The sequence below is a fragment of the Nonlabens sp. YIK11 genome (assembly GCF_001413925.1).
Classification (GTDB): Bacteria; Bacteroidota; Bacteroidia; order Flavobacteriales; family Flavobacteriaceae; genus Nonlabens.
Genome location: NZ_LBMJ01000001.1, coordinates 306,874 through 333,246 on the forward strand (window position 1 = coordinate 306,874; position 26,373 = coordinate 333,246).

Consider the following 26,373-nt stretch of genomic DNA (forward strand, 5'->3'; position numbering starts at 1 on the left):
GCTTAATATTGGAAATGTTTTAAACGGATTACTTTTGCCGCATCTAAACTAAAACGTTTCAATAATGAACAAATCTTTACAGATTTTCCTTTTTCTAGGAATTATTTTAAGCTCGATGGCCTCGATGGGACAAGGTGTTACGACATCTTCCATAAATGGTCGTGTTCTTGAAGGAGAAGACCAACCTCTTTTAGGAGCAACAATTGTTGCAGTTCACACGCCTACAGGTACAAAGTACGGTTCTGTAACAGACATTGAAGGTTACTACCGTATCAACAACATGCGTGTAGGAGGTCCTTATGACATCACGATTACCTATGTAGGTAAGCAGGATCTTGCTCTAAACAATATCTTCCTACAGTTAGGAGAATCAGAGCAAATCAACGCTACCCTAGCTGAGTCTACTAACGCTCTTGATGAGATCGTTATACAGGCACAGCGCAACGGTATCTTTGATAGCGGTAAAACAGGTCCTGAAACAAACATCTCAACTCGTGAGATCAATACATTACCTACTACTACTCGTAACATCTCTGACTTGTTGAGAAAAACTCCACAAGCTGATGTTAGTGAAGGTGGTGCCATAACTCTTGCTGGACAAAACAACAGATATAACTCTTTTTATATCGATGGTACAGTACAGAATGATGCTTTTGGTCTATCTGGAACCGGAACCAATGGAGGACAAGTAGGTGTCAACCCTATCTCTTTGGATGCTATTGAATCTTTCTCTGTAAACCTTGCACCATTTGACGTACGTCAATCTGGTTTTGCTGGTGGTACCATAAACGCGATTACTCGTTCAGGTACAAACGAATGGTCTGGATCTGCCTACGGTTATTACCGTAATGAAGATCTTGCAGGAAAAACTCCAGGTGGATTTGATCTTGATGAGCGTGAAAAGTTAGACGAATTCACAGCTACTTTGATTGGTGCCAGAATTGGTGGTCCAATCATTGAAAACAAACTTTTCTTTTTCTTGAATTATGAAAGACAAGATGAAGAAACTCCTAGGTTTTTCAACTTTGATGATTATCAAGGAAATGCTTCTCTAGCAGATATCCAAGCACTGCGTCAAGGTTTGATTAATACTTACGGATATGACCCAGGTACATTTGGTAACAGTACAGAGTCTCTAACTTCTGATAAGTTTACAGCACGCTTAGACTTCAACCTAGATGAACTTAACACCTTTACATTAAAGCACAATTACGTTAAGGCTGAAAGCTTGAGCCCTAGCCTAAGTAGCCCAAGAGGTATTAACTTTAGTAATGCCGGTATTTTCTTCCCATCAGAAACTAACTCATCTACATTGGAGTGGAGAACAACGAATGGATCTGACCTCTCAAACAATCTTGTTATAGGTTATACTACAGTGAATGATGACCGTGATCCAATTGGTAATCCTTTCCCACGTGTATCACTAGGTGACGGTCCTGGAGGAATCACTTTCGGTTCTGAGGCATTCTCAACAGGTAACATTCTTGAACAGGAAGTGTTTACGGTAACTAACAATTTTGAGATCCAATCTGGAGCACACAACATCACTGTTGGAGGAAACTTTGAATACTTTAATGTAAGAAACGTTTTTGTTCGTCAAAATTTTGGACAATACAGTTTTTTCAGCCTAGCTGATTTCAATACATACTTAGACGGTACAGCTGGAAATGAAGCAGACGCTAGATTTTATGACTACAGTTATTCATTACTTGATCCAGCAGGAACTTCTGGTGATGATATAGAAGCAGCAGCAGCAGCTTTCAAATATTCACAATTAGGTTTCTATGCTCAAGATGCTTGGAACTTGACAGAAAACTTCACAATGACTTATGGTGTTCGTTTTGACGTACCATTCTTCTCTGACGGTACAGTGAATGATGACTTCAATACAAGAACTGTAGCATTACTTGAAGCAGCTGGTAAAGATCTACAAGGTGCAAGAGTTGGTAAGCCTATCAAAAGCCAGATTCATGTTGCTCCAAGATTGGGAATCAACTGGGACGTAAATGGTGATAACTCAACTCAAATACGTGGTGGTATTGGTGTATTCACCTCTAGAATTCCATTGGTATGGCCTGGTGGAACATACAACAACAACGGTATTTCTGTAGGTGGTGTTGATGAAAGAAACTTCCCAGGTGGTGTTCAATTCGTTGCAGACCCGGCAAATCAACCTATTGGAAACGGTGCTGCTCCTGGTAGCGGACAGTTAGGTGGTCAAATCGACCTTTTTGCACCAGACTTCAAATTACCACAGGTGTTGAAATACAACATAGGTGTTGATCAAGAACTAGGAGTTTGGGGATTAATTGCATCAGCAGATTTCTTGTATAACGATGTGTTATCTAACGTTCAATATGAAAACATCAACATCGTTGGTCAAGTTGGTAACCTCAATGGTGCAGACAATCGTCCATTATATAGCCGTAGTTTGGTTGATAGAACTTATGGTAGTGTTTACTTAGGAAGTAATACTGACAAAGGTTACTCGTACAACGCAACTTTTACATTGACTAAACCAGTACAAAACGGTTTTGGAGCAAGTGCAGCATATACTTATGGTGACGGTAAAGAAGTTTTTGACAACACGTCATCACAAAACTCAAGCCAATGGAGAAACTTAGTTACTGTAAATGGTAAAAACCAAGCTGGTTTGACTAATTCTCAATTTGCTACAGGTCACCGTGTAACAGCTAGTGCAACCTATGAATTGAACTGGAATGAAAATATCCGCACTCAATTTGGATTGTTCTACACAGGTCAGAATGGTGCTCGTATCTCTTACATCTATGATCAAGAGAACACCTTATTGCTAGGTGATGACTCTAGAGATAACGCTTCTATCTACGTACCAGCTAATGCTAGTGAGATCAACCTTGTTCCATTAGTATCAAATGGCCAAGTATTTACAGCAGCAGATCAGTATGCCGCTCTTGATGCCTTCATTGAAAATGATGAATATTTGAGATCAAGAAGAGGTCAATATGCAGAGCGTAACGGTAGTCGTGCTTCCTGGAATCACTCAATTGACCTTAAAGTTCTTCAAGACTTCTCAATTTATACAGGTGCTAACAAAGACAAGAGAAATACATTACAACTTTCTGTTGACATCTTCAACGTTGCAAACCTGCTAAACAAAGATTGGGGTGAGATAACTCAAGTTCCTAACTTTAATGAAGTTGAATTGATCCGTACTGAATCAGGTGGTGCAAACCCGACATTTACATTTGATCCTAGCATTACTAATAATAGTATTGAGCAGATCGATGATTTTGGTACAAGATCTTCAAGATGGCAAATGCAAATAGGTGCTAGATACATTTTCAACTAGTAACTAGTAACTAGTTACAAATAAAGATTAGAACCCGATGCTCGCGCATCGGGTTCTTTGTTTTTGGACTATTTTTGTGATCACAAATATTTACTATGTACAACATTCTTAAAGCTGCTCACTCTGGATGGGCTTATTTACTTCTCATCGTTCTTTTCATCGCGACCGTTAATGCGCTTATAGGTTTGTTTGCTAAAAAGGATTTTGGCAATAAGGACTTTAGTCTAGCTCTTGTTGGATTGATTGTTACGCATATCCAATTGCTCTTAGGACTTGCTTTATGGGCTTTATCGCCTTACAGCAGCGCGCTGTTTTCCAATCCATCTGAAGTTATGGGAAATGTTGATCTAAGGTTACTCGCTGTGGAACATCCATTAATGATGATTGTTGCTGTAACACTATTGACTATAGGGTATTCAAAGCACAAGAAGAAGATCGTTAGTCATGGCAAGTTTAAGATGCTTTCGATATTTTACACACTAGCATTCTTGGTAGTGCTAAGCAGACTTCCATGGGATCAGTGGATGTAGAATATTTAATTACATAAAACAAAAGCGGCGGAATTACATTCCGCCGCTTTTGTTTTTAATACGTTACTGTAATTGGAGGTCGCTTTCGCGCCTGCCTGTCGGCAGACAGGAAAGCGAAACAATCGTTTATCTATTCCTGCTCCACCGTTGCAGTTTCTAATGGCAGCACATCGTTCATGATCTTGAATGCCTTGTCAACACTTGTGATGTGATCCATTTTTAGCAACAGTCTCAAGCCAGACCTGGTTTGCTTTTCTTTCATGTGCATCTTACTGCCACGTTGGCTCATGGACTGTATCAAGAAATTGAAGGTCTCACTTTGATAAAACTTGCTGGTTTGATCTGCGATAAAATATCCTACAAACTTACCTTGCTTCATGACGATTTTCTCAAGTCCCATGCGACTCGCAATCCATTTGAGTTTAATGCTGGTGAGCAAATCTTCTGCTGGATAAGGCAACTCGCCAAAACGGTCTACCAGCTCCTTTCTAAATGTATCAAGCCCAGCCTGATCCTCTATATCATTAAGCTTAGAATATAGTGCCAGTCGCTCTGTCACACTATTGATGTAATCATCTGGGAACAAGAGTTCAAAATCAGTATCGATGGTAACATCACTAACGTGTTTCTTTTTAGTCGCATCAGTAGGATACAAATCAGCAAACTCATTTTCCTTGAGTTCTTCTATGGCTTCACTGAGAATTTTTTGATAGGTATCAAATCCTATTTCATTGATAAAACCACTTTGCTCACCTCCTAGGATATCACCTGCACCACGTATCTCAAGATCCTTCATCGCGATATTGAAACCACTACCCAGTTCTGAGAAATTCTCAATGGCTTGCATGCGCTTTCTGGCATCATCTGTCATCATATCGTAAGGTGGCGTGATGAAGTAACAAAATGCCTTCTTATTGCTACGACCTACTCTACCGCGCATCTGGTGCAAGTCAGATAGTCCAAAATTATTGGCATTATTGATGAAAATGGTATTGGCATTAGGTACATCAAGTCCGCTTTCAATAATGGTAGTACTTACCAAAACATCAAACTCGCCCTTCATAAATGCGAGCATCAATTCTTCCAGCTTTTTACCATCCATCTGCCCGTGGCCTATACCTACTCTTGCATCGGGCACTGATCGCTGGATCATTCCAGCCACTTCCTTAATATTTTCGATACGGTTGTGAACAAAAAACACCTGGCCACCACGAGAAATCTCATAGCTAATCGCATCTCTTATGGTCTCCTCAGAAAAGCGTACAATTTGCGTTTCTATGGGATGCCTGTTAGGTGGTGCGGTTTTGATTACACTCAAGTCACGCGCTGCCATTAAAGAGAACTGCAGGGTTCTAGGAATGGGCGTTGCCGTTAAGGTTAACGTATCTATGTTCTCTTTGAGTGTCTTGAGCTTGTCCTTTACGGCAACCCCAAATTTTTGTTCTTCATCAATAATCAGCAATCCAATATCCTTGAATTTGACCGATTTGTTGACCAATTGGTGCGTACCTATAACAATGTCAATAGAACCATCTGCAAGTCCATCCAGAACGGCGCGTCTTTCCTTTGCTGTACGGAATCGGTTCAAGTAATCCACCTTCACAGGCATGTCTACCAGACGTTCCTTAAAAGTTTTGGCGTGTTGAAACGCAAGAACCGTGGTAGGAACTAAAACAGCGACTTGTTTGCCATTAACAGCGGCTTTAAAAGCGGCACGTATAGCAACCTCAGTCTTACCAAAGCCTACGTCACCACAAACAAGACGGTCCATGGGACGCTCGCTTTCCATGTCATTTTTGACATCTTGAGTGGCCGTGCTTTGGTCTGGCGTGTCCTCATAGATAAAGCTGGCCTCAAGTTCATTTTGTAAGTAGCCGTCAGGCGCATATTGAAAGCCTTTGTTAGCACGACGCTTAGCATATAGTTTGATCAAGTCAAAAGCAATTTGCTTGACTCGTGTTTTTGTTTTGGCCTTGAGCTTTTTCCAGGCCGGACTTCCCAATTTATAGATCTTAGGAGTTTTACCATCCTTAGCGGAATAGCGCGTGATCTTGTGCAGTGAATGGATGGAAACATACAAGATATCTCGCTCGCCATAAAACAGCTTGATCGCCTCTTGCATCTTGCCGTTGACATCAATTTTTTGAAGCCCGCCAAATCTTCCTATTCCATGATCAATATGAGTCACATAATCACCTTTCTCTAGTGTGTTGAGCTCCTTGAGCGTGATGGCCTGCTTTTTAGCATAACCGTTCTTTAACTGGAACTTGTGGTAGCGATCAAAAATCTCGTGGTCTGTGTAGCACGCGATGCGCAAATCGTGATCCATAAAACCACGATACAGTGTCATGATTACCGTTTCATAGGCCACATTAGCGCCCATGTCGTCAAAAATATCCTTGAATCTTTTGGCCTGCTGTGCCGTGCTGCAAAACAAGTAGGTTTTATAACCGTCAGCTTCATTTTGCTTCAGGTTATCGATAAGCAACTCAAACTGTTTATTAAAGGATGGCTGCGGTACGGTTTTGAAAGTAATGTCTGGCTGATTTCCAGATAATTCCACTAGGTTGAATTCCGCAAGCTGCTCTTTTAGCAGTGCCGATTTGCTAAAAATATCTTCTGGTTCCAACTGCTTGATTTCTCCTTGCAACTCGCTGTATGCTTGTTCCGCTTTCGCGAAAAGCGAATCTATCCTACCATACATCATCTCGACATTCCTCGCGATCACGACTGTCTTGGATGGAAGATATTTTAGGAAACTCTCTCGTTTTTCTGAAGACTGTTTATTCTCGACATTAGGAATAATGGACAGCTTCTTAATTTGATCCTTGGACAATTGTGTCTCCACGTCAAAGATGCGGATGGAGTCGATCTCGTTGCCAAAAAACTCAATGCGATAAGGCTCATCATTTGAAAATGAAAACACATCCAAAATACCACCACGCACCGAAAACTCTCCAGGTTCTGTCACAAAATCAACGCGCTTGAAGGCATATTCAAAAAGCACCTCATTAGCAAAGTCAATGGAGATCTGGTCGCCTACGCTTATTTTGAGCGTGTTGCGATCCAGCTCTTTTTTAGTCACCACCTTTTCAAAAAGAGCATCTGGATAGGTGACGATGACCGCTGGTTTTTTACGGGAATTGATGCGATTCAGTACCTCAGCTCTCAAAAGAATGTTAGCGTTGTCTGTTTTTTCTATTTGATATGGCCTGCGATAACTGCCTGGATAGAAAAGCACGTGATCTTCACCTATCATTTTTTCCAGATCGTTCAAATAATAGGCAGCTTCTTCCTTGTCATTGAGCACAAAAAGAAATGGCTTATCAGTGGACTCAAACATATTTGTGAGTACCATGGACAAGGCGCTTCCCATAAGTCCCTTGATCTCGCACCTGCCGTTAGGTAATGATATATGATCCCTAAGTTTTAGGGATGGACTTGCGTTACTGTAAGATTCTAAAATTTGTGGATAAGACACTTGCAATGCAGTTAGCTGCAAAGATAGACTGCGACACTACCTGATCCCAAATATTGAGAATTCTTTCACAGCCTAAAGATCTTAACCACCTATTTTTAGAACATGAAGAAATATGATGTTTTTGTTTTAGGAACTGGTACAGCTGGCAAACTGGTGGCCAATAGATGTAAAAATGCAGGACTAAAGGTCGGCATCATAGACAATAGAGAATATGGTGGCACTTGTTCCCAACGAGGTTGTGATCCTAAGAAGTTATTGCTGGCCAGCAGTGAAGCCGTGGATTATGCCAGAAACATGCAAGGTGACGGCGTGGATGGTGAAGTAAACATCAACTGGAGAGATGCCTACAATTACATACGACGATACACTCAAAACATCCCTGACAATACAGAATCTAGCCTGAAAGAAAACGGTATCGATTGCTATCACGGTGACGGTAGTTTTGTAGATGAAAAAACGTTTGTGTTTGACGATACCACTATAACAGCAGATTACTTTGTTATCGCTACAGGTATGCAACCTAGGCCACTAACCATTCCAGGTGCAGATCATCTTCTTACCAGTGAGGATTTCTTTAAAATGAAGGATGTTCCAGAAAAGATGGTTTTTATAGGTGGTGGTTACATAGGTATGGAATTTAGTCACATGATGGCCAGAGCTGGCGTCAAGGTGACCATTATTGAACAAGGCGACCAGATTTTATCACCCTTTGAAAAGTTTGTGGCAGATTTCCTTATGGAAGATTCTATCAAATTAGGTATCGACATTAAGTTGGAGTCTACCTTATCATCTGTAGAAAAGAAAGATGGCAGGTTTGTAGTTCACTATGGAAATGAAGGTTCCATCCATCAAATCACGACAGATGTAGTTTACAACACCACAGGTCGTGTACCGTCCACAAAATCTTTGCACCTTGATAAAGCTGGTGTGGTAACAGATCAAGGTAGTGTGGTCGTCAATGACTGTTTGCAAAGCACTACCAATGAGCGATTCTATGCATGTGGAGATGTCACCAACATGAATCTACCTTTGACGCCGTTAAGCAACCTAGAAGGAGCCATCGCCGCAAAAAATATTATTGAAGGCAAGCATCCACTCGTTCCCGTAGACATTCCTAGCGTTGCCTTTACCATCCCGCAGGTGGCCAGCATAGGTTTGACCGAGGCGCAAGCCAATGATCAAAATAAAAAGTTCAAAGTCCTTAAAGGTGATGCCAGCGGCTGGTTCAATACACGCCGTATGAATGCAGGCACTTATGCTTATAAGGTTTTGGTAGATGATGAAACAGGAATGGTTCTAGGCGCGCATATCGTTTCTCACGAGGCTGGAGAAACTATCAATCTATTTTCTGTCGCAATGAATCACGATATCACATTCCAGCATTTACAGCAAACGATATTTACCTATCCTAGCTGGGCTAACGACCTCAAAAGTTTTTAAGCTTTACTGGCGCGCCACTGCTGGAACTTTAGCATAGGATTGGTAGCTCTATTTTGATACCCGTGAATCATGCAATTAATCGCTATCAATATAGCAGCGCCTAAGGCTAGGTAAGCAATATCGTCCATGGTTCCTGTGTGTCTCACATAAATCGCCACCAGTGCCCAAACGGCAACTCCTGCAAATTCACGCATATTGCGATACCAGACCATCAATAAATTGATAATCGTTGCGACAACAATAATTCCTATAGTGGCTAGTACTTGTTGATTTTCTGGAATATCAAACATACCATTCAAATAACTCGCGACATTTGCGATAATTGCGACACTTATCCATCCAGAGTACAAACACAAAGGCCACCATACAAAGGCGATAATAGGAAATGGCGCATCCCACAATTCCATGTCCAGCTGCTTAACGCAAAGCAGTAAACAAACCAGTATTCCTACCATACAAAGCACAGATGCTCCAATCATTTCTTCCAGCCACAAAGCCACCCAAATAGAGCAAAATATATTGGCCGCCAGAAAATAAGGGAAAGTGGTGATCACAAAGTTGGTCCTATAGCTGCGAGGTTGAAGGGATTTCGCTTTCGCGAAAGCGGAATACACACCATATCCAGCAAACACCAATAGCATCAAGAAAATAAGACCCCAAATAGAGAAGGCATAGCTAGCTGGAGTAAACAGGTTATTGTACTCTGCACTTAGATCACCTACCGTTCTACAGTTGAAGTTTCCCGTGTTTGCGTAGCCATTCCATGCAATGAGAATGATAACCATCAAAAGGTTGAGTATGCTGATCAGACGTTTGTACATGGCTAGGTTTTGTGGGAATAAATATACAGTAGTTTTTAGGATAACTCTACCACTTCATTCTCCACACAAACGAAAATGCGATTGCCCTTTTGAGGCTTCATGGCATAGGTTCCGGTAAAATCCCCAAAAGCTGGAACAATCATACCATAATCTGTACAGAAAAAACAAGGCATTTTTAAACGTTGCCTACCTATTCCCGTCAATTTTACCGCAGGATGTATGTGCCCTGCAATGTTGAAGACGTTTTCCATTTCTAAGGGATGATGGGTGAGCAGCACATCGCCCATTTGTAATTGCTGTACCGTTTTTATTCCCAGCATATTGAAATGATCGCTTGATATAAGGTCGTGATTTCCCATGACCAGCGTGAGTTCAATACTTTGCATGCGGGACCATTGCTCAAAAAAATGCCACTCTGCATTCTGATAGGAGTGAAATAAGTCTCCTAAAAACCAAAGCCGTGAAGGCTTGAAATAATCGATCACAGCATTAAGTTTATCATATTCATTGTCATCTGCCTGCGATGGCACGGCCATTCCGTGCTTTCTAAAATGGGCGCTTTTGCCCAAATGAACATCTGCCAATAAAACAACATCCTGTTCCTGCCAGTAGCAGGCACCAGTGCTATGTAAATGAAAGGTCTGATTGTGAAGAGTTACTTGGAGACTATCACTCATTGTTCTAGAATGAATAATTAAGAGCGAGTATCAAGTTGCGCCCAGCAGCCGCTATTCCAGAAGAGTACGTTCTATAGCGCTGGTCTGTGATATTTTCTAAGGTGGCAATCGCACTTAAGCTATCCGTAAACTGATATTGCGATCTTAGGTTGACCGTGTACCATGAAGGAGAAAACGGATTCCCATTGGCATCACTGGCATATAGATAATCCCTATCCTGTTGGTCTGGTGCCAACTCATCAAAATCAAACTGACCATTGAAAATGGTGAATGCGTCCAGCTTGAATTTGCCTTGATCATAAACCACGTGCGCATCACCAAAAGCTGGTGCCACATGTCTAACGGCAACCTCACTGCCATCTTCTTCTTCCTGTTTTCCATCCAGCCAGGTGTAGTGACCGTACAGCTTAAAATAATCAGACAATTTGTAATCGAGACCTAATTCAATACCGTAAATTTCAGAGCGTTCTGAATTTTGAATCGCTCGCACTTGGCTTAATTCTCCTTGATACACAATCATGTCCTCACCATTGAGTGTGAAATCTCTGGGAACCAAAGCATCCTTTAAAATGGTGTAATAGCCAGCTACTTCTACCGTCAAATCATCGCCTATGCGTTTCTTGAGACCTAATTCTGCATTATAGGAATATTCAGATTCCAGGTCTGGATTGGGTACGATCACTGTGCCTGGACTAGGATCAAAAATCTTACCTACATCATCAATATTAGGCGCTCTAAAGGCTGTGCTTAAATTAGCTCGCAATTCTAGGCTAGGATCTGGCAGATAAGTTGCGCCTATGCCGCCGGTTAATGCACCAGTATTGACCATGGCATCATCAAATGGGAAATTGAAAAAAGTATTGTCAAAGTCTGCATCCAGCCAGATATGATTATATCGAGCGCCAGATTGTACGGTGAAATTAGAAGCCACTTTCCATTGATAGCTTACGTAAGCCGCCAGGGATTGCCAGGTAGAACCGTCTGGATATCTTGTGGCAGCATCTGTCCTTTGTCTGGTCTCAATGTCAAAGACACTACCGGTTGAGCCGACTTTATTATGAACATATTCTGCACCATAAAACAAGATGTTATCCTCACGATTACGGCGCTCAAAATCCACTGAAGTGCTCCAGGCATCGACTTGTTCAACATTTTCAAAAAGATCAGGTGATTGAAAACTGCGGGCATTGCGACTCTCATCAAACCTTTGGAATGCCTGAGTAATGATCATTTTATCATACCAGGTACCACTACCGCGGTGCTGGGCTTTGGCATTAACCATCAACCACTTTTGAGGCCCATAATACCACTCTGCATTTCTTGGGTTTCCGCTTTCGCGAAAGCGATCCAAAGCATCATAGCGGCTATAGTCTGAAGTTGCTGTGTAAATCAATCCTAGATCCAGCTTCCAGTACAGACTAGGTTTATAACTGAATTTTTGCAGCAGATTGATCTGGTCATAACCCGTAGGTACCTGCACCTCAGGATCTTTATTTTCTATCACAACATCTTGACCGTTGCGGCGTGCGGCATAACGTTCTCGCAAATAGTCATCAGGACCATTGGATCCCATTTTTAAATCATCAAACGAATTGATGCTAATGCTGGTAGCACTTGCAAAATTTGAAGTGCCGTAATTAAAATCTACGTGACCTGTCTTTTCATTGTTTGCAGTTGCAAAACGTAAAATGCCGTTTCCTGAAAAGTCAGCAGCGGTTTCAGTATCTGAAAATTGAGGGGACAGCGTGAAGAAATTCATGACGCCACCTATAGCATCGCTACCATAAACAACACTGCCTGGTCCTAGAATCACCTCAGTCCGCTCCACGCTCAATGGATCTATGGAGATGACGTTTTGAAGATTACCACCGCGAAAAATGGCCGTATTCATACGCACACCGTCAACCGTGAGTAGCAATCTGTTGGTAGAAAAGCCTCTTATCAATGGGCTGCCGCCACCTTGCTGGCTTTTTTGAACATACACCTGACCGGTTTGCTGCAACAAATCTGCACTGGTTTGTGGGTTTTGGAAGACGATTTCTTCCTTTCTGGTACTCACGACCGATTGTGGTATATCCTGTTGTCGTTGCTGAAATTTTGAAATCGAAAGAACCACGGCATTCATCGCTTCAGACCTTGGCTCTAGTTTTACCTTGTAGTCATTAGTAGATAGTTTTTCCTTTGTGGTTTTCAACGTCTTGAAGGCGAAGGTTTGAAAGTAGATGCTTTCTGTTTCAGAAAACTTGTCAAGACTTGCAAAACCATCAATGTTAGTGATGATGGATTTTTGTTTGTCTTTATTATAAATCGCAACACTAGCAATAGGCTCACCAGAGACGGCATCTAAAACTTGGATTTGCTGTGCGTTGAGCGTTGATGCTGTAACTATAAGAAGAAGCAGGAATGTAAAAATTTTCACGAATCGAAAAGCTGTTTCAAGATGTCTAACGAGTTGGGTTTTTTAAAGCTGTGCAGGTGGATTTTAAAGTAATCCAGCACAAGATTAAGAAGCGCCGTACGTTGGTTTCGGTTGATTTTGATGGAATGGATAGCATCAAAATTTGTACCAATGAACAGCTTGAACAAAGAACTTTCTTCTTCATTTAAATGATGCGGTTGCATTCCATGATTGTCAAAGCTGCCGTCCAGCACATTAAAGTATGGGAAATCCATAGTCGATCGATCCATTCCAAATCCCATTAACTCGCTCATATCCAGCAAGGTTTTGATGGTAAAGTTGGCCACATGATCTGTCTGATCCAGATATTCAAAAATGGTACTTAAATAATCAAACAACTGCTCATCTGGCTGTTGCTCCGTCAACAATTGTGAGAGTACTTCTCCAAAAAAAAGAGCCACACAACTTTTTGCCACATCAACCGGGATATTCACGTAAGTATATGCGGTTGAAGCTTCCTTGATATATTCCAAAGTTCCTTTTCCTTTATGTTGCGTCTGGATCTCCAATTGCGTCAATGGCTGAAACAGAGAAACTCGCAGCTTTCCCTTACGGGATTTACAAATTCCCTTAAGCATATAGCTTTGGGTTCCTAGCTTCTTGGTATAGATTCTCGCGATAAGATCTGCCTCACCATATTTGATGGTTGATAGTACAATAGCCGGTGTGCGAACGATCATCTAGCGAATAATCATGATTTTGGAAACCGTAGTTTCCACATTATCATCAGTAGAAATGAGCAGCATATATACTCCAGAAGCAACGCGGTTGCCGTTAAAGCTCGTGGTGTCCCACTGGACACTACCACCTTGCGATACGACTTCAAAAACGAGATTACCTTCAATATCAGTGATCTTGATGCGTGCACGATCAGTAAGTCCATCTATGGTAACATTGCCATCAAAACCAGGTTTTACAGGATTGGGAAATGCAAAGACATTTTCGAGATCCTCTGCCGGTTGGCTGGTGCGATCACCTTGAAAGGCTACAATACCATTATCTGTTGCAAAATAGACGCGGCCAGTAGTATTATCAATAGCAATATCGTTTACGCCATTGGAAGGTAGCGGTGAATTATCCTTAGTAAATTGAAAGATAGTTTCCTGGCCTGATGGTGAGAATAAAAATGCTCCAGAGCTTGCAGTCGCAACCCATTTTCTATTATTTCCATCCACCTCAATATCTAGAATGGCTTCATCCTTGAGCAATTCTCGTGGGATTCCGTTTTGATCCTCAATGATTATGGGTCTCGCATCTGGTGGGTTCTCAGACAGTATGCTATTAGCATTAAAGAGTACACGCAATCCTCGATTGCTACCTATCCACAATTGCTCGTTTAAATCTAGAGTCACCTCGCTCACATAATTGCTCACAAGATTGCCTTCTTGAATATCTTCTCTAAGGTCACCAAATTTATTCTCTGCAGGATCAAAAGCAATAACACCAAAATCTACCGTACCGAATATGATGTTCCCTGCATTAGTAATTGCCATTTTTGTCGCACCACCAGTTTCACTAATTGTAGGAACAAATTGAGAAACGTCGATGGCTGTCCATTGACCTGTTGGAGAACGACGGTTGAGTGTCTCGTCCACTAGACTTGCAAGAACCCAAAGATTACCTTCTCTATCAAATCTGCTATCTGGAATACGTACAAAGTCGGTCGCTGGTGGCAATATGCTGGTCAAAGAACTGTTGTTAACTCCATACAATGTTTCTGCCATGCCGTCCACAAATTCCAACACACCGTTGTGCATGCTGTTGATATATACTTCAGCTTGAATTTCTGGATGGATCGTGATGCTGGAAATACTATTGATGTTAAGTACCTCATCAAAGGTGAAATTGGTCCATTCTTCTTCTACTAATCTACTAACACCAAACTGCTCTAACGGGAATGGGTTAAAAAACAAATCATAGTCGCCATAACCTACCCATAACGTATTAGGCGCTGTGGTAAGTGAAAAAGCGCGATTGCGTGATGGTCCATCTGCCACAATAAACTCGGCAGTAGAGAAATCTTTACGGTCCAGTCGTACCAATCCATTTGAGGTCGTTCCTATGTATATATTATCTCCATTAGAATCTCCTGCGGTAAAGACATAGGCCTCACCATTAATATCTCTAACGTCATTTAGTAGGTTCTCGTTGTCATCAATGATCTGTAAAAAATTAGATCCAGTCACGGTGAGCTGGTTATTTGTCACTGTCGCGTCAACACTGCGTGATGGAAAACGGTATCCTGTAGAAACAAAAGAAGTCGCGGCAAACCTGAATAAAAAACCTGCCGTGTCAACGGCATAAATCTGAGAATCCAGCGCTACAACCTCATCATAGGAACCCATATTGGTTTGGGACCAATTGGTAAAGTCAATCAAAAAAGGGTCTGAAATATCAGCGCGACGTATGCCGTCACCAGTACTTGCTGCATATAGAAACCCATCAAATATTTCAATGGACTTAATACGCAATTGGGCGCCATTGTCACCTATGAAATAGGTGTCATTAAATTCCAATCGATCTAGATCGTAAATAGCGATGCCAAAATCTGTAGCGATATACAGCAACTGGTCATTTGCCTTAAATTCATTGATGCGTTTACGGTCAGGATTGATGACCTGTTTATCTCTTATCGCCACTATATCCAGAACGACATCGTCTTGTACGATTTGCAATAAACCATCTTCATACCCTATGACCAATTGGTCATCGCTTTCTCGATAATAAATTTGCGAAATAGGGTCTCCACTCAAGCCATTTACCGTTGTGATCGTGGTGAACGTGCGAGAAAGGATATCATAAACGAAAACCGCATTCTCACTCGCCGCATAAATACGTTCATCCGTTTGCTCAACATCTATGATGCGAGTAAAGGAGAAAAGTCCCGTCCATTGACTGCTAAAATCCTGTGAAGAAGCAAGGCTGGTAAACAGTAATAAAAACAGTAATCTAATTTTCATGATCTTATAACGCATAATTACTGGACATCTGATAGGACGACAAAAATAGGTCGAATTTATTAGGACATAAAAAACCTCTGAAATTCTCCAGAGGTTATGCTAATTCTCAAATTATATATTTCATTTACAACAAACGTTTGCTTTCATAATCTATGGTGATTAATTGAAAAATAATTTGTCAATCCGTATTAAGCTGAATCCTGTGGATTTTATAAAATAAATGATCACCAACAGTTCGAACTCAATTACAAATAGTAATATTATATTCGTTACAATGATAAACAATCAAAAGATAGTTGTGGTGCTTCCTGCTTACAACGCAGAAAAGACACTTGAAAAAACATTCAACGAAATTCCATTTGACATTGTTGATGAGGTCATATTAGTGGATGATCATAGTACTGATAGAACGACTGACTTTGCTAGAAAATTAGGAATTAAAAATATACTAAGACACAAGCAGAATAAAGGATATGGTGCTAATCAAAAGAGTTGTTACAATGCCGCTTTAGAACTAAACGCTGACATCGTTATAATGCTGCACCCAGATTACCAATATACACCTAAGCTTATTCACTCAATGGCTTTTCTTATAGCAAATGACGTTTATAAAGTAGTATTAGGATCGAGGATTTTAGGGAATGGTGCTCTCAATGGCGGTATGCCTTTGTATAAATATGTCGCAAATCGATGGTTAACTCTATTTCAAAATATTTTGATGAATCAAAAACTTGCCGAATACCACACTGGTTATCGTGCCTTTTCAAAAAGTATTTTACAAAAAATAAATTTCGATAAAAATTCTGATGATTTTATTTTTGATAATCAGTTGTTAGCACAAATTTGCATGATGAATTATGAAATAGCCGAAATAACTTGTCCAACAAAATATTTTGAAGAAGCATCTTCAATTAATTTTTCGAGAAGCGTCAAGTATGGAATAGGTGTAATTGAAGTATCTATAAGGTACTTTTTACACCGTAATTTTAAAGTAAAATCATTAATTTTTTTAAATGATTAAATACTTATCATTTGCTGTATTAATCTTTATCAATTGCCTTTTCTGTTATAAATATTCTGAAAGATATACTGATCAATACGAACTCCTAACTTTATTTTATTTGATAGGTCAAATTACGTTCATTGTTTTCATAAACAAAATTACGACCTTTAAAAAGTGTCAAAGCATTGTTATCAATACATTGATCATTATTCCGTTTTTTCTAGCTCTATTGAGTTATGTGTACATTTCTCCTGAGCAATTAAATGTTGATAGATGGAGTGTGATTAATTCCTTTTTAACAAACTTGTTAAATGGAAGATATCCATATAGTGCCATATCACACGTAGGAAATCCTCCTGGGCCAATGCCTATTTATTTTCTTATCGCGTTACCATTCGATTTTTTCAAAGCCTACAGCCTATTAAGTGCTTTAGGATTCATGGCCTTAGGGATTTTTTACAAACGTTTCTACTGTGAGACCTATAATTCAAGTTTTTTAATCTTAACTGTTATTTCCATCTTTATGCTATGGGAAATATTCTCATTGAGTAATATCATTAGTTTTTCAGTATTAGTAGCGATAGCTCTACTATATTTTGAAAAATCGATAATGAAACCTGAGAAGAGAATGATTCTGATTGTTGTAGCTCTAGGTCTATTACTATCAACACGCAGTGTTTATTCCTTAGCTTACATTGTATTCTTTTTATCCTTAATAAAGACTTCAAGTATGACGTTTTTGAAAGCTTCATTTCTTGCAACAATGATTCTCGCAGTATTTACACTTACGTTTTTGCCTTTTATAATTTTCTTCCCCAATGAGTTTTATGAAATAAATCCGTTTATAATTCAATCCTCATTTTTACTTCCTGCGCACTTTGTGCCTATCCTTTTTATAATTGCGATAGGATTTGGAATTTTCGCTAAAAATTTGTCAGAAAGATTTATCTACACTGGCTTCACTTTATTTCTTTCTATATTTTTTTACTCTGGTTACATGGTGACCCAGCATGGTTTTAATAATGCAATTTTTGAGAGTAAAATAGATGTCTCCTATTTTTTATTCTGTGTCCCCTTCCTATTTATTGGAGTTCTTGAGCATACAAAACAGAATTCATTACTTACTACCACTTCTGATTCATGAGTGATTTTCAATATAACAAAAGCCTCTGAAATGATCAGAGGCTTTTAGTTTTATGACGCTTTCGCGAAAGCGAACTCTTTATAATCAGAATGCTACTATACGATTCCTTGAGCTAACATTGCGTCTGCAACCTTTACGAAGCCAGCGATGTTTGCGCCTTTTACATAATCTGTAAAACCGTCCTCGTCAGTTCCATATTTTACACATGCCTCGTGAATGTCGTTCATGATGCTGTGTAGTCTGTTGTCAACCTCTTCGGCAGTCCAGCTGTATCTCAAAGAGTTTTGGGACATCTCTAGTCCAGAGGTTGCCACACCACCAGCGTTACTGGCTTTTCCTGGGCTAAATAGGATTTTCTTATCAAGGAAGTGCTCGATAGCGTCTGGCGTACAAGGCATGTTAGCGCCTTCACCTACACACATACATCCATTTTCAACAAGGGTTTTTGCCTCGTCACCATTCAACTCGTTTTGAGTGGCACATGGTAAGGCGATATCACACTTGATAGACCATGGTCTTGCATCTTCATGGAATTTTGCGTCTGGATATTTATCTAGATATTCCTTGATGCGACCACGCTTCTCGTTCTTGATGTACATGACGTGAGCTAACTTCTCTCCATCGATTCCAGTCTCGTCGTGGATAAATCCATCAGAGTCTGACATGGTGACTACTTTACCACCCAATTGTATGATCTTTTCTGCAGCGTATTGCGCCACGTTTCCTGATCCAGAAATGACGACGGTCTTGCCCTCGATTTTTTCGTTTCTGGTCTTTAACATGTTTTCTGCAAAGTACACGTTACCGTAACCGGTAGCCTCTGGTCGTATTAATGAACCACCGTATGATCTTCCCTTACCGGTAAGAATTCCAGTGAATTCATTTCTGATTTTTTTGTATTGGCCAAAAAGGTATCCTATCTCGCGACCACCTACACCTATATCTCCGGCTGGAACATCAGTATCAGCACCTATCACGCGTTGCAGTTCTGTCATAAAGGACTGGCAAAAACGCATCACCTCACGGTCAGACTTCCCTTTAGGATTAAAGTCAGATCCACCTTTACCGCCGCCCATAGGTAGCGTTGTCAAACTGTTCTTAAACGTTTGCTCAAAGGCAAGAAATTTAAGAATGCTCAAGTTTACCGATGGGTGAAAACGCAAACCACCTTTATAAGGACCTATTGCGCTGTTCATCTGGATGCGGTAACCACGGTTTACCTGCACCTCGTTATTATCATCTGTCCATGGCACTCTAAACATGGTCACGCGCTCAGGCTCTGCCATGCGCTCCAGTAACTTGTCTGCACCATATTCTGGATTTTCTTCAATAAAAGGAATGACAACCTCAGCCACCTCAGTGACGGCTTGAATAAATTCAGGCTCGTTGGGATTCCTTTTTTCTACTAAATCGATAAAATCTTGGATGTTTTTTTCCATTATTTATAAAATAAGCGTTTCAAAAAACGTTTTCGTTAAAGCTGCAAAGATAAAATTATCCAATTCACTTAACTTTTAATTACCATTATTTTAAGCATGCCCACATCGCGATAATTTATAGGTGTATTTTGTGTGTAGACTAAATCTGATATTCCTGCGTTTCATCGTAGGGCAAGAAATGTAATTTGTTATATTTGGCGCTGCATCAAACAATTAATCGATGAATAGCAGGTTTGCTGGAATACTTTTTTTGCTCTTCTTGAGTACCTGCATGAATATTTCACAGGCGCAACTAGGTTTTTCTCATGAAGTAGGTGTTATCGCGGGCCCAGTTGCTTTTCAAAGCGATTACGGTGAACGTTATGACTTTGATACCAACAAAGGAAATGTTGGTATAGGAATTGGGCTGATTCACTACATCAACTTTGCCTACCGTGCAGACTGTAATTGCTACAGCCGTGACACCTACTGGAACGACCATTTCAAAATTAGATCCCAACTCGCCTATCACGTGACCACCTTAAATCACTTGAGCGAACTTGCAGAACGCAACAGTATAGGTGGTTTACAGCTACGTTCTATGGAAGGAAAGGCAAAGGTCTTTGAAGCTGGCGCACACCTGGAGTATTATCCATGGAGCATACGTGATTTCCAAAATGGTGGTTACAAATGGGCTCCATATGTAGGCTTAGGCTTACACTATGCCAACTACAAACCAGAAGCTGAAAGTTCTCTGGGACCATTAGGCAACAGTATCACTACATTTCCCACGTTCATTGATCGTATAGATACCGATCGAGGCAGTACACTGGCCTATGTAGCAGATCTAGGCGTGAGATACAAGTTGACTCCATTAAGTGATTTGTTGATCTCTTCTGCCTGGCATTATTATGATGACAACTACGTGGATGGCTTGAGTCCCAACAATCCCAATAACCGCAACGACGACTGGATCTGGTGGTTCAACATAGGTTACATCTATTATTTGTAAACAGCTTTTTAGCTTGTCGTAGTACTTTTAGAAAGTATCGCTTTCGCGAAAGCGAATCCATTAAAACACACGTACTTCATTATGGATTTTATCTAGGCCAATGCCTGTTTCAAATCATCAATTAGATCGTCAATATCCTCAATTCCAACAGACAAGCGGATCAAAGAATCCACGATTCCTGTTTTTTCACGCTCTTCTTTAGGAATACTGGCATGGGTCATGGTTGCGGGATGACCAGCGAGCGATTCCACGCCACCTAGGCTCTCGGCCAGCGTAAAGACTTTCAAACGCTCTACCAACTGGACGGCGCTTTCCCTGGTGTCTGCTTTAGTAGTGAAGGACACCATGCCGCCATAATCCGTCATCTGTTTTGAGCAAATATTATGGTTGGGATGGTCTTCAAAACCTGGCCAGTATACTTTATCCACTTTAGGATGAGACTTGAGAAAGTGAGCTACCGCTTTTCCATTCTCGCAATGACGCTGCATTCTAACGTGTAGGGTCTTAATACCTCGCAGTGTCAAAAAACAATCTTGAGGTCCTGGAACGGCACCGCTGGCATTCTGGATGAAGTAAAGCCTGTCTGCAAGATCTTGATCCTTTACCACTAGCGCACCCATGACTACATCGCTATGGCCGCCCAGATATTTTGTAGCGCTATGCATCACAATATCTGCACCTAGGTCCAGTGGTTGCTGTAAGTATGGAGTAGCAAAAGTGTTGTCAACCGCGAGCAACAATTTATTACGTTCAGCAATTTGAGCCACTGCGGCGACATCAATGATATTCATCATGGGATTAGTAGGTGTCTCGATCCAGATGAGCTTTGTACTTTCATTTACAAAAGACTCTATCTTGCTCGCATCACTCATTCCCACAAACCGAAACTTGATCCCAAAATCCTCATAGATTTTAGTAAACAATCTATAGGAACCACCATATAGGTCATTTGTACAAAGCACCTCATCGCTTGGCTTCAATAATTTGAGTACCGCGTCAATTGCTGCCAATCCAGATCCAAAAGCCAATCCATACGTGCCATTTTCCAAACTGGCCAATGACTTCTCCAACGCCGTTCTAGTTGGGTTGCCACTGCGAGCATATGCAAACTCTGGATGCTGGCCTATTTTCTCTTGTTTGAAAGTACTGGTCTGGTATATAGGTGGCATCACACTATGGTAGGCTGGATCAATATTTTCCTGGCCGCCGTGAATCGTTTTGGTATTGAATTTCATCGTTTTGTTTTCCATTAAGTATTCCTCGTTGGTTGAGAGACTATAGTTCCATCCTCGATCTACAGGGTTTTTCTAATAGCAAGTGCATATCCCAGGTGAATACCTTCATGGATGTTTACCAGATTGATGGAGTCTTCAATCGATGATAGGGAATAACCCTTACTTGTGGTATACTTTTTAAAATTGCTAAAAGCGCCATTCTCATAATCCTTTACAGTAGTTTCCAACATGGGAACCAACTGGTTTTTAAAAGAAGTAATTTCATTTTCTGTTAAGTCCTTCTCTGGTCTGGTGCCATGTTTATATTGCAGGATCACGTCTTTGGACATCAATTGTTCCAAACCAGACAAACCGTACATCAATCCCTGCTGGGTGACCATGCAATGCACGACATTCCAAATAATATTGTTGGAAAAACCTTTTGGTACCTTGTTGAGTTCCTCTGTAGTGAGGTTGTCTATTAATGTTATAAAGTGTTTACGGGTGATGAGAAGATGTTCAAATCTGCTATCCATGGGATTCGTTTTTATAAAGGTATCATTTAAGGATGTGCTGTCGTAATTTTGCTATATGGAAAATCTATTTATCTACTTAGACAGCTGCAATACCTGTCAGCGTATTTTAAAAGAATTGGAGTTGCCAGATACTGTGACTTTACAAAACACAAAGGAACATCCTATCACAAAAGAACAACTCGAGTACCTCAAAAAACAAAGTGGTTCTTATGAATCTCTATTCAATCGTCGCGCCCAATTGTATCGCGGTCGCAACCTACATGAAAAAGACCTGAGTGAAGCTGATTATAAAGATCTGTTACTAGATCATTATACATTCATCAAACGCCCTATACTTATTTATAACGATCAAGCTTATATAGGTAATGCAAAAAAAGTGGTGGCAGAGGCAAAAAAGGCAGTAGCTAATGACTAAACGCCAGATAGCGCTCGTTTGCGCCACACTTGTCGCGTTATTCTATGCGATCAATTTTTCATCTGCAAAAGAAGTCACGCCAGAACATATAGGTCCGTTTGGATTGACTTGGTATCGGGTGGTTTTTACCTGCGCGATATTCTGGACCATATCTTTATTTGCCGGGCCCAAAGAAAAAGTGCCTTTTAAGGAATTGCCTCTTATAGCATTAGCTGCGTTTTGTGGTGTAGGGTTCAACATGGTGACCTTTATGTGGGGTCTATCATTAACCACGCCCATAACTGCATCTGTATTAATGGTCACTACTCCTATCATTGTAGCAGTATTGAGCGCCATTTTTCTCAAAGAACATCTACACTTCTGGAAGGTATTGGGAATAGGACTCGGTTTTAGTGGTGCTGCATTTTTAATCTTTCTTTCCTCAACACCCAATCAGGTTGCGGCAGATCCCTTTTTAGGGAATGTTCTTATTTTCTTGAATGCACTGTCCTATTCATTCTATATTTTACTAGCCAAAAAACTCACCAAAAAATACCACGTATTCACACTTATGAAATGGCTGTATCTGTTTGGCGTGTTATTCATCACACCATTTGGGATCCAGCAAGGTTTAGGTTTTGATGTTTCTAATGCCTCGAGTCATGTGATTCTCAATATTGCCTATGTGGTCATCTTTGCGACCTTTGGTACGTATATGCTCAACATTATTGCCATACGCACTCTCAAGCCTAGTGTTGTTGCGGTATTTGTGTATTTGCAGCCGTTACTTGCGGCACTTATAGCAGTAGCATTGGGAACTGATGAGCTTACTTGGGTGAAAGCTGCAGCTGGTGCGGTAATATTTCTGGGTGTGTATCTGGCGGGAAAGAAATCCAAAAGAGAATTGTCTGAAAAACTATTAAGCGATTCAAACTAGATTGTTGACCTAAAAATCAAAAAACGGTTATTGTTTCTGTTTGGCTTGAATGAGGGCTACCCATTTTATAGCCTCTCCTAAATCTGTGACAGACTTAAAATTCACAGGCACGAATCTTGATTCTAGAATCGCATTTGTGATACCATTTCTGGTATTGTCAACCACACAATAACCACAAAGATATTTGTGAGCTAGATTTTTAAGCCGGATCCATTCGACTGGTTTGACAGAGTACTTTCTAGTGCGGTTAGCGATCCATACTCTTCTCTTCACCACGTTGTATTGTTCATAGTATGCTAATGCTTTATCAAGAACTTGATACACATGATCTGCGCAACCTACCACACCTTCCTTAAGCTCTGTGACAAACATATCTTCCATTAAATATACATCGCCAAAATCAAATTCTAGCTTGCATAAAATCAGGTCACTATAGTCAGACTCTTCAATGGAAATCATTTGTCAAAAATAACAAACCCTTGAAAATAGTAAGTTCTAAGCGATGTTTATTGGTTAAAAAATCGATGGACGACACTAATGGATACCTAATCTTTTACAGGTCAGTGCCTTGCTTGTTATTTCATTTGACGCTTAAGTGCCCAGTCGATGGCATCACCTAGACTGGTTACAGATTTGAACGCAATAGGCACAAATTTAGACTCCAGAATAGCACTCATGACACCATGTTGCGTATCATCAACGACGCAATAGCCATATAGGTATTTCCTAAGGTGACCAAATTTGAGCCAGCCGGTAGGTTTCACAGAATATTTGTGAATACGGTTAGCGATGTACAGCTTTTTATGGAAGAGTTCCATTTTATTGTAGTACGCAACGCTCTCATCCACCACTTGTGTAGCTTCTTCTACACCAAAAACAAAACCTTCATAAACTTCAGACACGATAAAGTCCTTGCACAAATAAAACTCACCAAACCGGAACTCCAGCTTCTTCAAGATATGTTTACGGTAGATGGAGTTCTCAATGGATGGCATAAGGAAAGTTCGGTTGACTATTGATTACCTAGGTCTTCTGGCAATTGACCGTGAGACCTGGTTTCTTTAAGGTGAATTTCTTTAAAATCGTCAGATTTAGGTAAATGATCAATCATCTTATAAAGATCTTCATGCAGCGCTGTGATGCGGCGTTCCTTAAGATTCATCCAGGCACCAGTCATCAATCCGCGAGCGAGATTCTTCCCTTTGTGATCATAAAAATTATGTCTAAAGCTAAACAAACTACCATCTTCACTCATCCCAGTTAGCTCACAACTTACAGTTATGGGTTGACCCTGGTGAATTTCCTTGAAATAATATATGTTTTCGTTAAAAATGACAGGCCCAGTTTGATATTCCTGCATTTGCTGTTGACCAAAACCATTCTCTATCAAATACGCCATACGGGTATGGCTCATAAAATTTTGATAGGCACTGTTTGCCATATGACGGTTTGCATCCAGATCACTCCAGCGTACGTCAAATTTTTTGGTATACATAAAATTGAAATAAACGCGCAAGGTAGAAAAGGTGCGCTTGACAGCTGGTAATTTTTAAAAAAGCTTATGATAATTACGCTTTCGCGAAAGCGAACTCTTCTTAAACCTCTTCCTTACCCATAGACATATCTTTCTCTGGAGCCTCGTACAATTTTTGCATCGCCTTCCATAAAAAGTAAGCGGTAATGATCGTGCTGGAAATATCTGCAATGGGAAAACTGATCCACACGCCGTCAATCCCATAATAATGACTGAGCAATAGCAATAAAGGTATCAAGATAATTCCCGTACGCAGTGTGGTGAGTAAAAATGCTGGCAAGGCTTTACCTATCGCCTGGTAATAAGCAGCGCCTATGAGCTGGATCGCAATGATGGGAACCGCAAAAAACACGGTGCGTATCGCTACTGTGGTTTGATCAATAACTGCCTGGTTATCGATAAAAACTCCAGCAATTTCACTGGCAAAAACAAATAGCAGCACAAAAATCAACACCCCTAAAATGCAGGCATATTTTATAGACGTGTAAATCACGGCACGCACGCGTTTCCATTGCCGTGCCCCGTAATTATAGCCTGCTATAGGTAGGAAACCCTGCGTGATTCCCAGCACTGGAAAGATGGCAAACATCATCAAACGACCTATGATCCCAAAGGCCGATACGCTGTCCTCGCCGCCCAGTTCAAACAGAATGTTGTTCAAAATGAGGTACAAAACACTGGTGGTTGCCTGTCTGCCTAAAGTGACAAAACCTAGACCACCTATTTCCTTAAGAATCATCCAGTCAGGTAAAAGTTGTTTTAAAGAAGGCATCAACTCGCTGCGACCAGATAGAAAGAACCAGGCGATATACATAAAACATAGACCGTAACTTACCGTGGTAGCCCATGCCGCACCTTCCATGCCCATATCCAGCCTGTTGATCAATATATAATCCAACAGCAAATTCCCGACAGATGGAATCATCATGGCGATCATGGCGTGTTTTGGAGCGCCTTCGGCGCGTATAACGTTATTGCCCATCATGCACAACGCGAGAATGGGAACCCCATAAAGAACAATGCGATAGTAGATTTTGGCAGGTTCAAAAATATCTCCTTTCCCGCCAAATGCCGGAACCAGATCATTGATAAAAAACAGCCCCAAAATCACCAGCACTGTCGTGATAACAATCGTCAATGATAGCTGATTACCAAAAGTGCGCTTGGCCTTAGCACGATCATCAGCACCTAATGTTCGAGAGATAATACTCGCGCCGCCTATTCCTATTGCCATACCTAAGGCGGCAATAAAAAACGATACGGGCAAAACCACATTGATGGCTGCGATGGCTACAGATCCTATCCAATTGCCTACAAAAATGGTATCCACTAAAATATTAAGGGACATTACCAGAATACCAATCGAGGCCGGCACGGCTTGCTTGACCAACAAACTAGGAATCGATTCGGTTCCTAAAAGGGCGCTTTTTTCTTGGGATAGATTGGGTGTGGCCAATGAATGATCTTTCCGCAAATCTAATTA

At 40.7% G+C, this 26,373-nt stretch carries 21 protein-coding genes; 8 read left to right on the plus strand and 13 right to left on the minus strand.

All coding sequences use genetic code 11. The features are described from left to right. Positions 1-64 precede the first annotated feature (64 nt). Positions 65-3,331, plus strand: a complete 3,267-nt coding sequence (locus AAU57_RS01325) for a carboxypeptidase regulatory-like domain-containing protein (RefSeq protein ID WP_055411205.1) — start codon at positions 65-67, stop codon at positions 3,329-3,331. 95 nt (positions 3,332-3,426) lie between these two features. Next, entirely contained in the window at positions 3,427-3,861 is a 435-nt protein-coding gene (locus tag AAU57_RS01330) for a hypothetical protein (protein WP_055411206.1), read from the plus strand. Positions 3,862-3,991: 130 nt separating this feature from the next. On the opposite strand, the gene mfd is transcribed toward AAU57_RS01330, so the two are convergent. Next, positions 3,992-7,342, minus strand: a complete 3,351-nt coding sequence (gene mfd / locus AAU57_RS01335; RefSeq protein WP_055411207.1) for a transcription-repair coupling factor — start codon at positions 7,340-7,342, stop codon at positions 3,992-3,994. Between the two features lie 102 nt (positions 7,343-7,444). Here mfd and AAU57_RS01340 point away from each other — a divergent pair, with 102 nt between their 5' ends. Then, a complete protein-coding gene (locus AAU57_RS01340) occupies positions 7,445-8,782 on the plus strand; it encodes a dihydrolipoyl dehydrogenase family protein (RefSeq protein WP_055411208.1) in 1,338 nt (445 codons plus the stop codon). On the opposite strand, the gene AAU57_RS01345 is transcribed toward AAU57_RS01340, so the two are convergent. The 5 genes from AAU57_RS01345 to AAU57_RS01365 are packed head-to-tail and all read right to left on the minus strand — an operon-like array spanning position 8,779 to position 15,698. Then, entirely contained in the window at positions 8,779-9,603 is an 825-nt protein-coding gene (locus tag AAU57_RS01345; protein ID WP_055411209.1) for a hypothetical protein, read from the minus strand. The genes AAU57_RS01340 and AAU57_RS01345 overlap by 4 nt on opposite strands. A 35-nt stretch (positions 9,604-9,638) precedes the next feature. Next, positions 9,639-10,280, minus strand: a complete 642-nt coding sequence (pdeM, locus tag AAU57_RS01350; protein ID WP_055411210.1) for a ligase-associated DNA damage response endonuclease PdeM — start codon at positions 10,278-10,280, stop codon at positions 9,639-9,641. Between the two features lie 4 nt (positions 10,281-10,284). Beyond that, entirely contained in the window at positions 10,285-12,699 is a 2,415-nt protein-coding gene (locus AAU57_RS01355) for a TonB-dependent receptor (RefSeq protein WP_082438507.1), read from the minus strand. Next, complete coding sequence (gene recO / locus AAU57_RS01360) at positions 12,696-13,418, minus strand: DNA repair protein RecO (RefSeq protein WP_055411211.1); 723 nt, start codon at positions 13,416-13,418, stop codon at positions 12,696-12,698. The genes AAU57_RS01355 and recO overlap by 4 nt, the downstream gene beginning before the upstream one ends. Then, the gene (locus AAU57_RS01365; RefSeq protein WP_055413631.1) at positions 13,419-15,698 is read right to left on the minus strand and encodes a T9SS type A sorting domain-containing protein; all 2,280 of its coding nucleotides are present in this window, start codon (positions 15,696-15,698) and stop codon (positions 13,419-13,421) included. A 274-nt stretch (positions 15,699-15,972) separates the two neighbouring features. Between AAU57_RS01365 and AAU57_RS01370 the strand changes: the two genes are divergently transcribed. Beyond that, a complete protein-coding gene (locus AAU57_RS01370) occupies positions 15,973-16,719 on the plus strand; it encodes a glycosyltransferase family 2 protein (protein ID WP_055411212.1) in 747 nt (248 codons plus the stop codon). Between the two features lie 220 nt (positions 16,720-16,939). Next, on the plus strand, positions 16,940-17,845 hold the full coding sequence (locus AAU57_RS01375; RefSeq protein WP_231717747.1) for a hypothetical protein: 906 nt from the start codon (positions 16,940-16,942) through the stop codon (positions 17,843-17,845). Between the two features lie 95 nt (positions 17,846-17,940). On the opposite strand, the gene gdhA is transcribed toward AAU57_RS01375, so the two are convergent. Beyond that, entirely contained in the window at positions 17,941-19,284 is a 1,344-nt protein-coding gene (gene gdhA, locus AAU57_RS01380) for an NADP-specific glutamate dehydrogenase (protein WP_055411214.1), read from the minus strand. Between the two features lie 220 nt (positions 19,285-19,504). On the opposite strand from gdhA, the gene AAU57_RS01385 reads away from it, so the two are divergent. Next, complete coding sequence (locus tag AAU57_RS01385; RefSeq protein ID WP_055411215.1) at positions 19,505-20,275, plus strand: THC0290_0291 family protein; 771 nt, start codon at positions 19,505-19,507, stop codon at positions 20,273-20,275. 92 nt (positions 20,276-20,367) lie between these two features. Here AAU57_RS01385 and AAU57_RS01390 read toward each other — a convergent pair whose 3' ends face one another. Continuing rightward, positions 20,368-21,525, minus strand: a complete 1,158-nt coding sequence (locus AAU57_RS01390) for a cystathionine gamma-synthase (protein ID WP_082438508.1) — start codon at positions 21,523-21,525, stop codon at positions 20,368-20,370. A 44-nt stretch (positions 21,526-21,569) separates the two neighbouring features. Then, the gene (locus AAU57_RS01395) at positions 21,570-22,025 is read right to left on the minus strand and encodes a DinB family protein (protein WP_055411216.1); all 456 of its coding nucleotides are present in this window, start codon (positions 22,023-22,025) and stop codon (positions 21,570-21,572) included. A gap of 55 nt (positions 22,026-22,080) precedes the next feature. On the opposite strand from AAU57_RS01395, the gene AAU57_RS01400 reads away from it, so the two are divergent. Further along, positions 22,081-22,440, plus strand: a complete 360-nt coding sequence (locus AAU57_RS01400; protein ID WP_055411217.1) for an arsenate reductase family protein — start codon at positions 22,081-22,083, stop codon at positions 22,438-22,440. Then, positions 22,433-23,356: a DMT family transporter gene (locus tag AAU57_RS01405; RefSeq protein ID WP_055411218.1), complete on the plus strand. Its 924-nt coding sequence runs from the start codon at positions 22,433-22,435 to the stop codon at positions 23,354-23,356. The genes AAU57_RS01400 and AAU57_RS01405 overlap by 8 nt, the downstream gene beginning before the upstream one ends. 27 nt (positions 23,357-23,383) lie before the next feature. Here AAU57_RS01405 and AAU57_RS01410 read toward each other — a convergent pair whose 3' ends face one another. The 4 genes from AAU57_RS01410 to AAU57_RS01425 all read right to left on the minus strand — a co-directional run bounded on the left by AAU57_RS01410 (position 23,384) and on the right by AAU57_RS01425 (position 26,346). Then, positions 23,384-23,815, minus strand: a complete 432-nt coding sequence (locus AAU57_RS01410) for a hypothetical protein (RefSeq protein WP_055411219.1) — start codon at positions 23,813-23,815, stop codon at positions 23,384-23,386. Positions 23,816-23,931: 116 nt separating this feature from the next. Next, positions 23,932-24,351, minus strand: a complete 420-nt coding sequence (locus AAU57_RS01415) for a hypothetical protein (RefSeq protein WP_055411220.1) — start codon at positions 24,349-24,351, stop codon at positions 23,932-23,934. A gap of 17 nt (positions 24,352-24,368) precedes the next feature. After that, entirely contained in the window at positions 24,369-24,851 is a 483-nt protein-coding gene (locus tag AAU57_RS01420; RefSeq protein ID WP_055411221.1) for an acyl-CoA thioesterase, read from the minus strand. A gap of 100 nt (positions 24,852-24,951) precedes the next feature. Continuing rightward, on the minus strand, positions 24,952-26,346 hold the full coding sequence (locus tag AAU57_RS01425; RefSeq protein ID WP_055411222.1) for an MATE family efflux transporter: 1,395 nt from the start codon (positions 26,344-26,346) through the stop codon (positions 24,952-24,954). Positions 26,347-26,373 lie beyond the last annotated feature (27 nt).

Excerpts from the sequence above, each read along its gene's own strand:
- AAU57_RS01325 (WP_055411205.1), top strand. The coding sequence starts at position 65 with ATGAACAAATCTTTACAGATTTTCCTTTTTCTAGGAATTATTTTAAGC.
- AAU57_RS01330 (WP_055411206.1), top strand. The coding sequence starts at position 3,427 with ATGTACAACATTCTTAAAGCTGCTCACTCTGGATGGGCTTATTTACTT.
- AAU57_RS01340 (WP_055411208.1), top strand. The coding sequence starts at position 7,445 with ATGAAGAAATATGATGTTTTTGTTTTAGGAACTGGTACAGCTGGCAAA.
- AAU57_RS01345 (WP_055411209.1), bottom strand. The coding sequence starts at position 9,603 with ATGTACAAACGTCTGATCAGCATACTCAACCTTTTGATGGTTATCATT.
- pdeM (WP_055411210.1), bottom strand. The coding sequence starts at position 10,280 with ATGAGTGATAGTCTCCAAGTAACTCTTCACAATCAGACCTTTCATTTA.
- recO (WP_055411211.1), bottom strand. The coding sequence starts at position 13,418 with ATGATCGTTCGCACACCGGCTATTGTACTATCAACCATCAAATATGGT.
- AAU57_RS01365 (WP_055413631.1), bottom strand. The coding sequence starts at position 15,698 with ATGAAAATTAGATTACTGTTTTTATTACTGTTTACCAGCCTTGCTTCT.
- AAU57_RS01370 (WP_055411212.1), top strand. The coding sequence starts at position 15,973 with ATGATAAACAATCAAAAGATAGTTGTGGTGCTTCCTGCTTACAACGCA.
- gdhA (WP_055411214.1), bottom strand. The coding sequence starts at position 19,284 with ATGGAAAAAAACATCCAAGATTTTATCGATTTAGTAGAAAAAAGGAAT.
- AAU57_RS01385 (WP_055411215.1), top strand. The coding sequence starts at position 19,505 with ATGAATAGCAGGTTTGCTGGAATACTTTTTTTGCTCTTCTTGAGTACC.
- AAU57_RS01390 (WP_082438508.1), bottom strand. The coding sequence starts at position 21,525 with ATGGAAAACAAAACGATGAAATTCAATACCAAAACGATTCACGGCGGC.
- AAU57_RS01395 (WP_055411216.1), bottom strand. The coding sequence starts at position 22,025 with ATGGATAGCAGATTTGAACATCTTCTCATCACCCGTAAACACTTTATA.
- AAU57_RS01400 (WP_055411217.1), top strand. The coding sequence starts at position 22,081 with ATGGAAAATCTATTTATCTACTTAGACAGCTGCAATACCTGTCAGCGT.
- AAU57_RS01405 (WP_055411218.1), top strand. The coding sequence starts at position 22,433 with ATGACTAAACGCCAGATAGCGCTCGTTTGCGCCACACTTGTCGCGTTA.
- AAU57_RS01410 (WP_055411219.1), bottom strand. The coding sequence starts at position 23,815 with ATGATTTCCATTGAAGAGTCTGACTATAGTGACCTGATTTTATGCAAG.
- AAU57_RS01415 (WP_055411220.1), bottom strand. The coding sequence starts at position 24,351 with ATGCCATCCATTGAGAACTCCATCTACCGTAAACATATCTTGAAGAAG.
- AAU57_RS01420 (WP_055411221.1), bottom strand. The coding sequence starts at position 24,851 with ATGTATACCAAAAAATTTGACGTACGCTGGAGTGATCTGGATGCAAAC.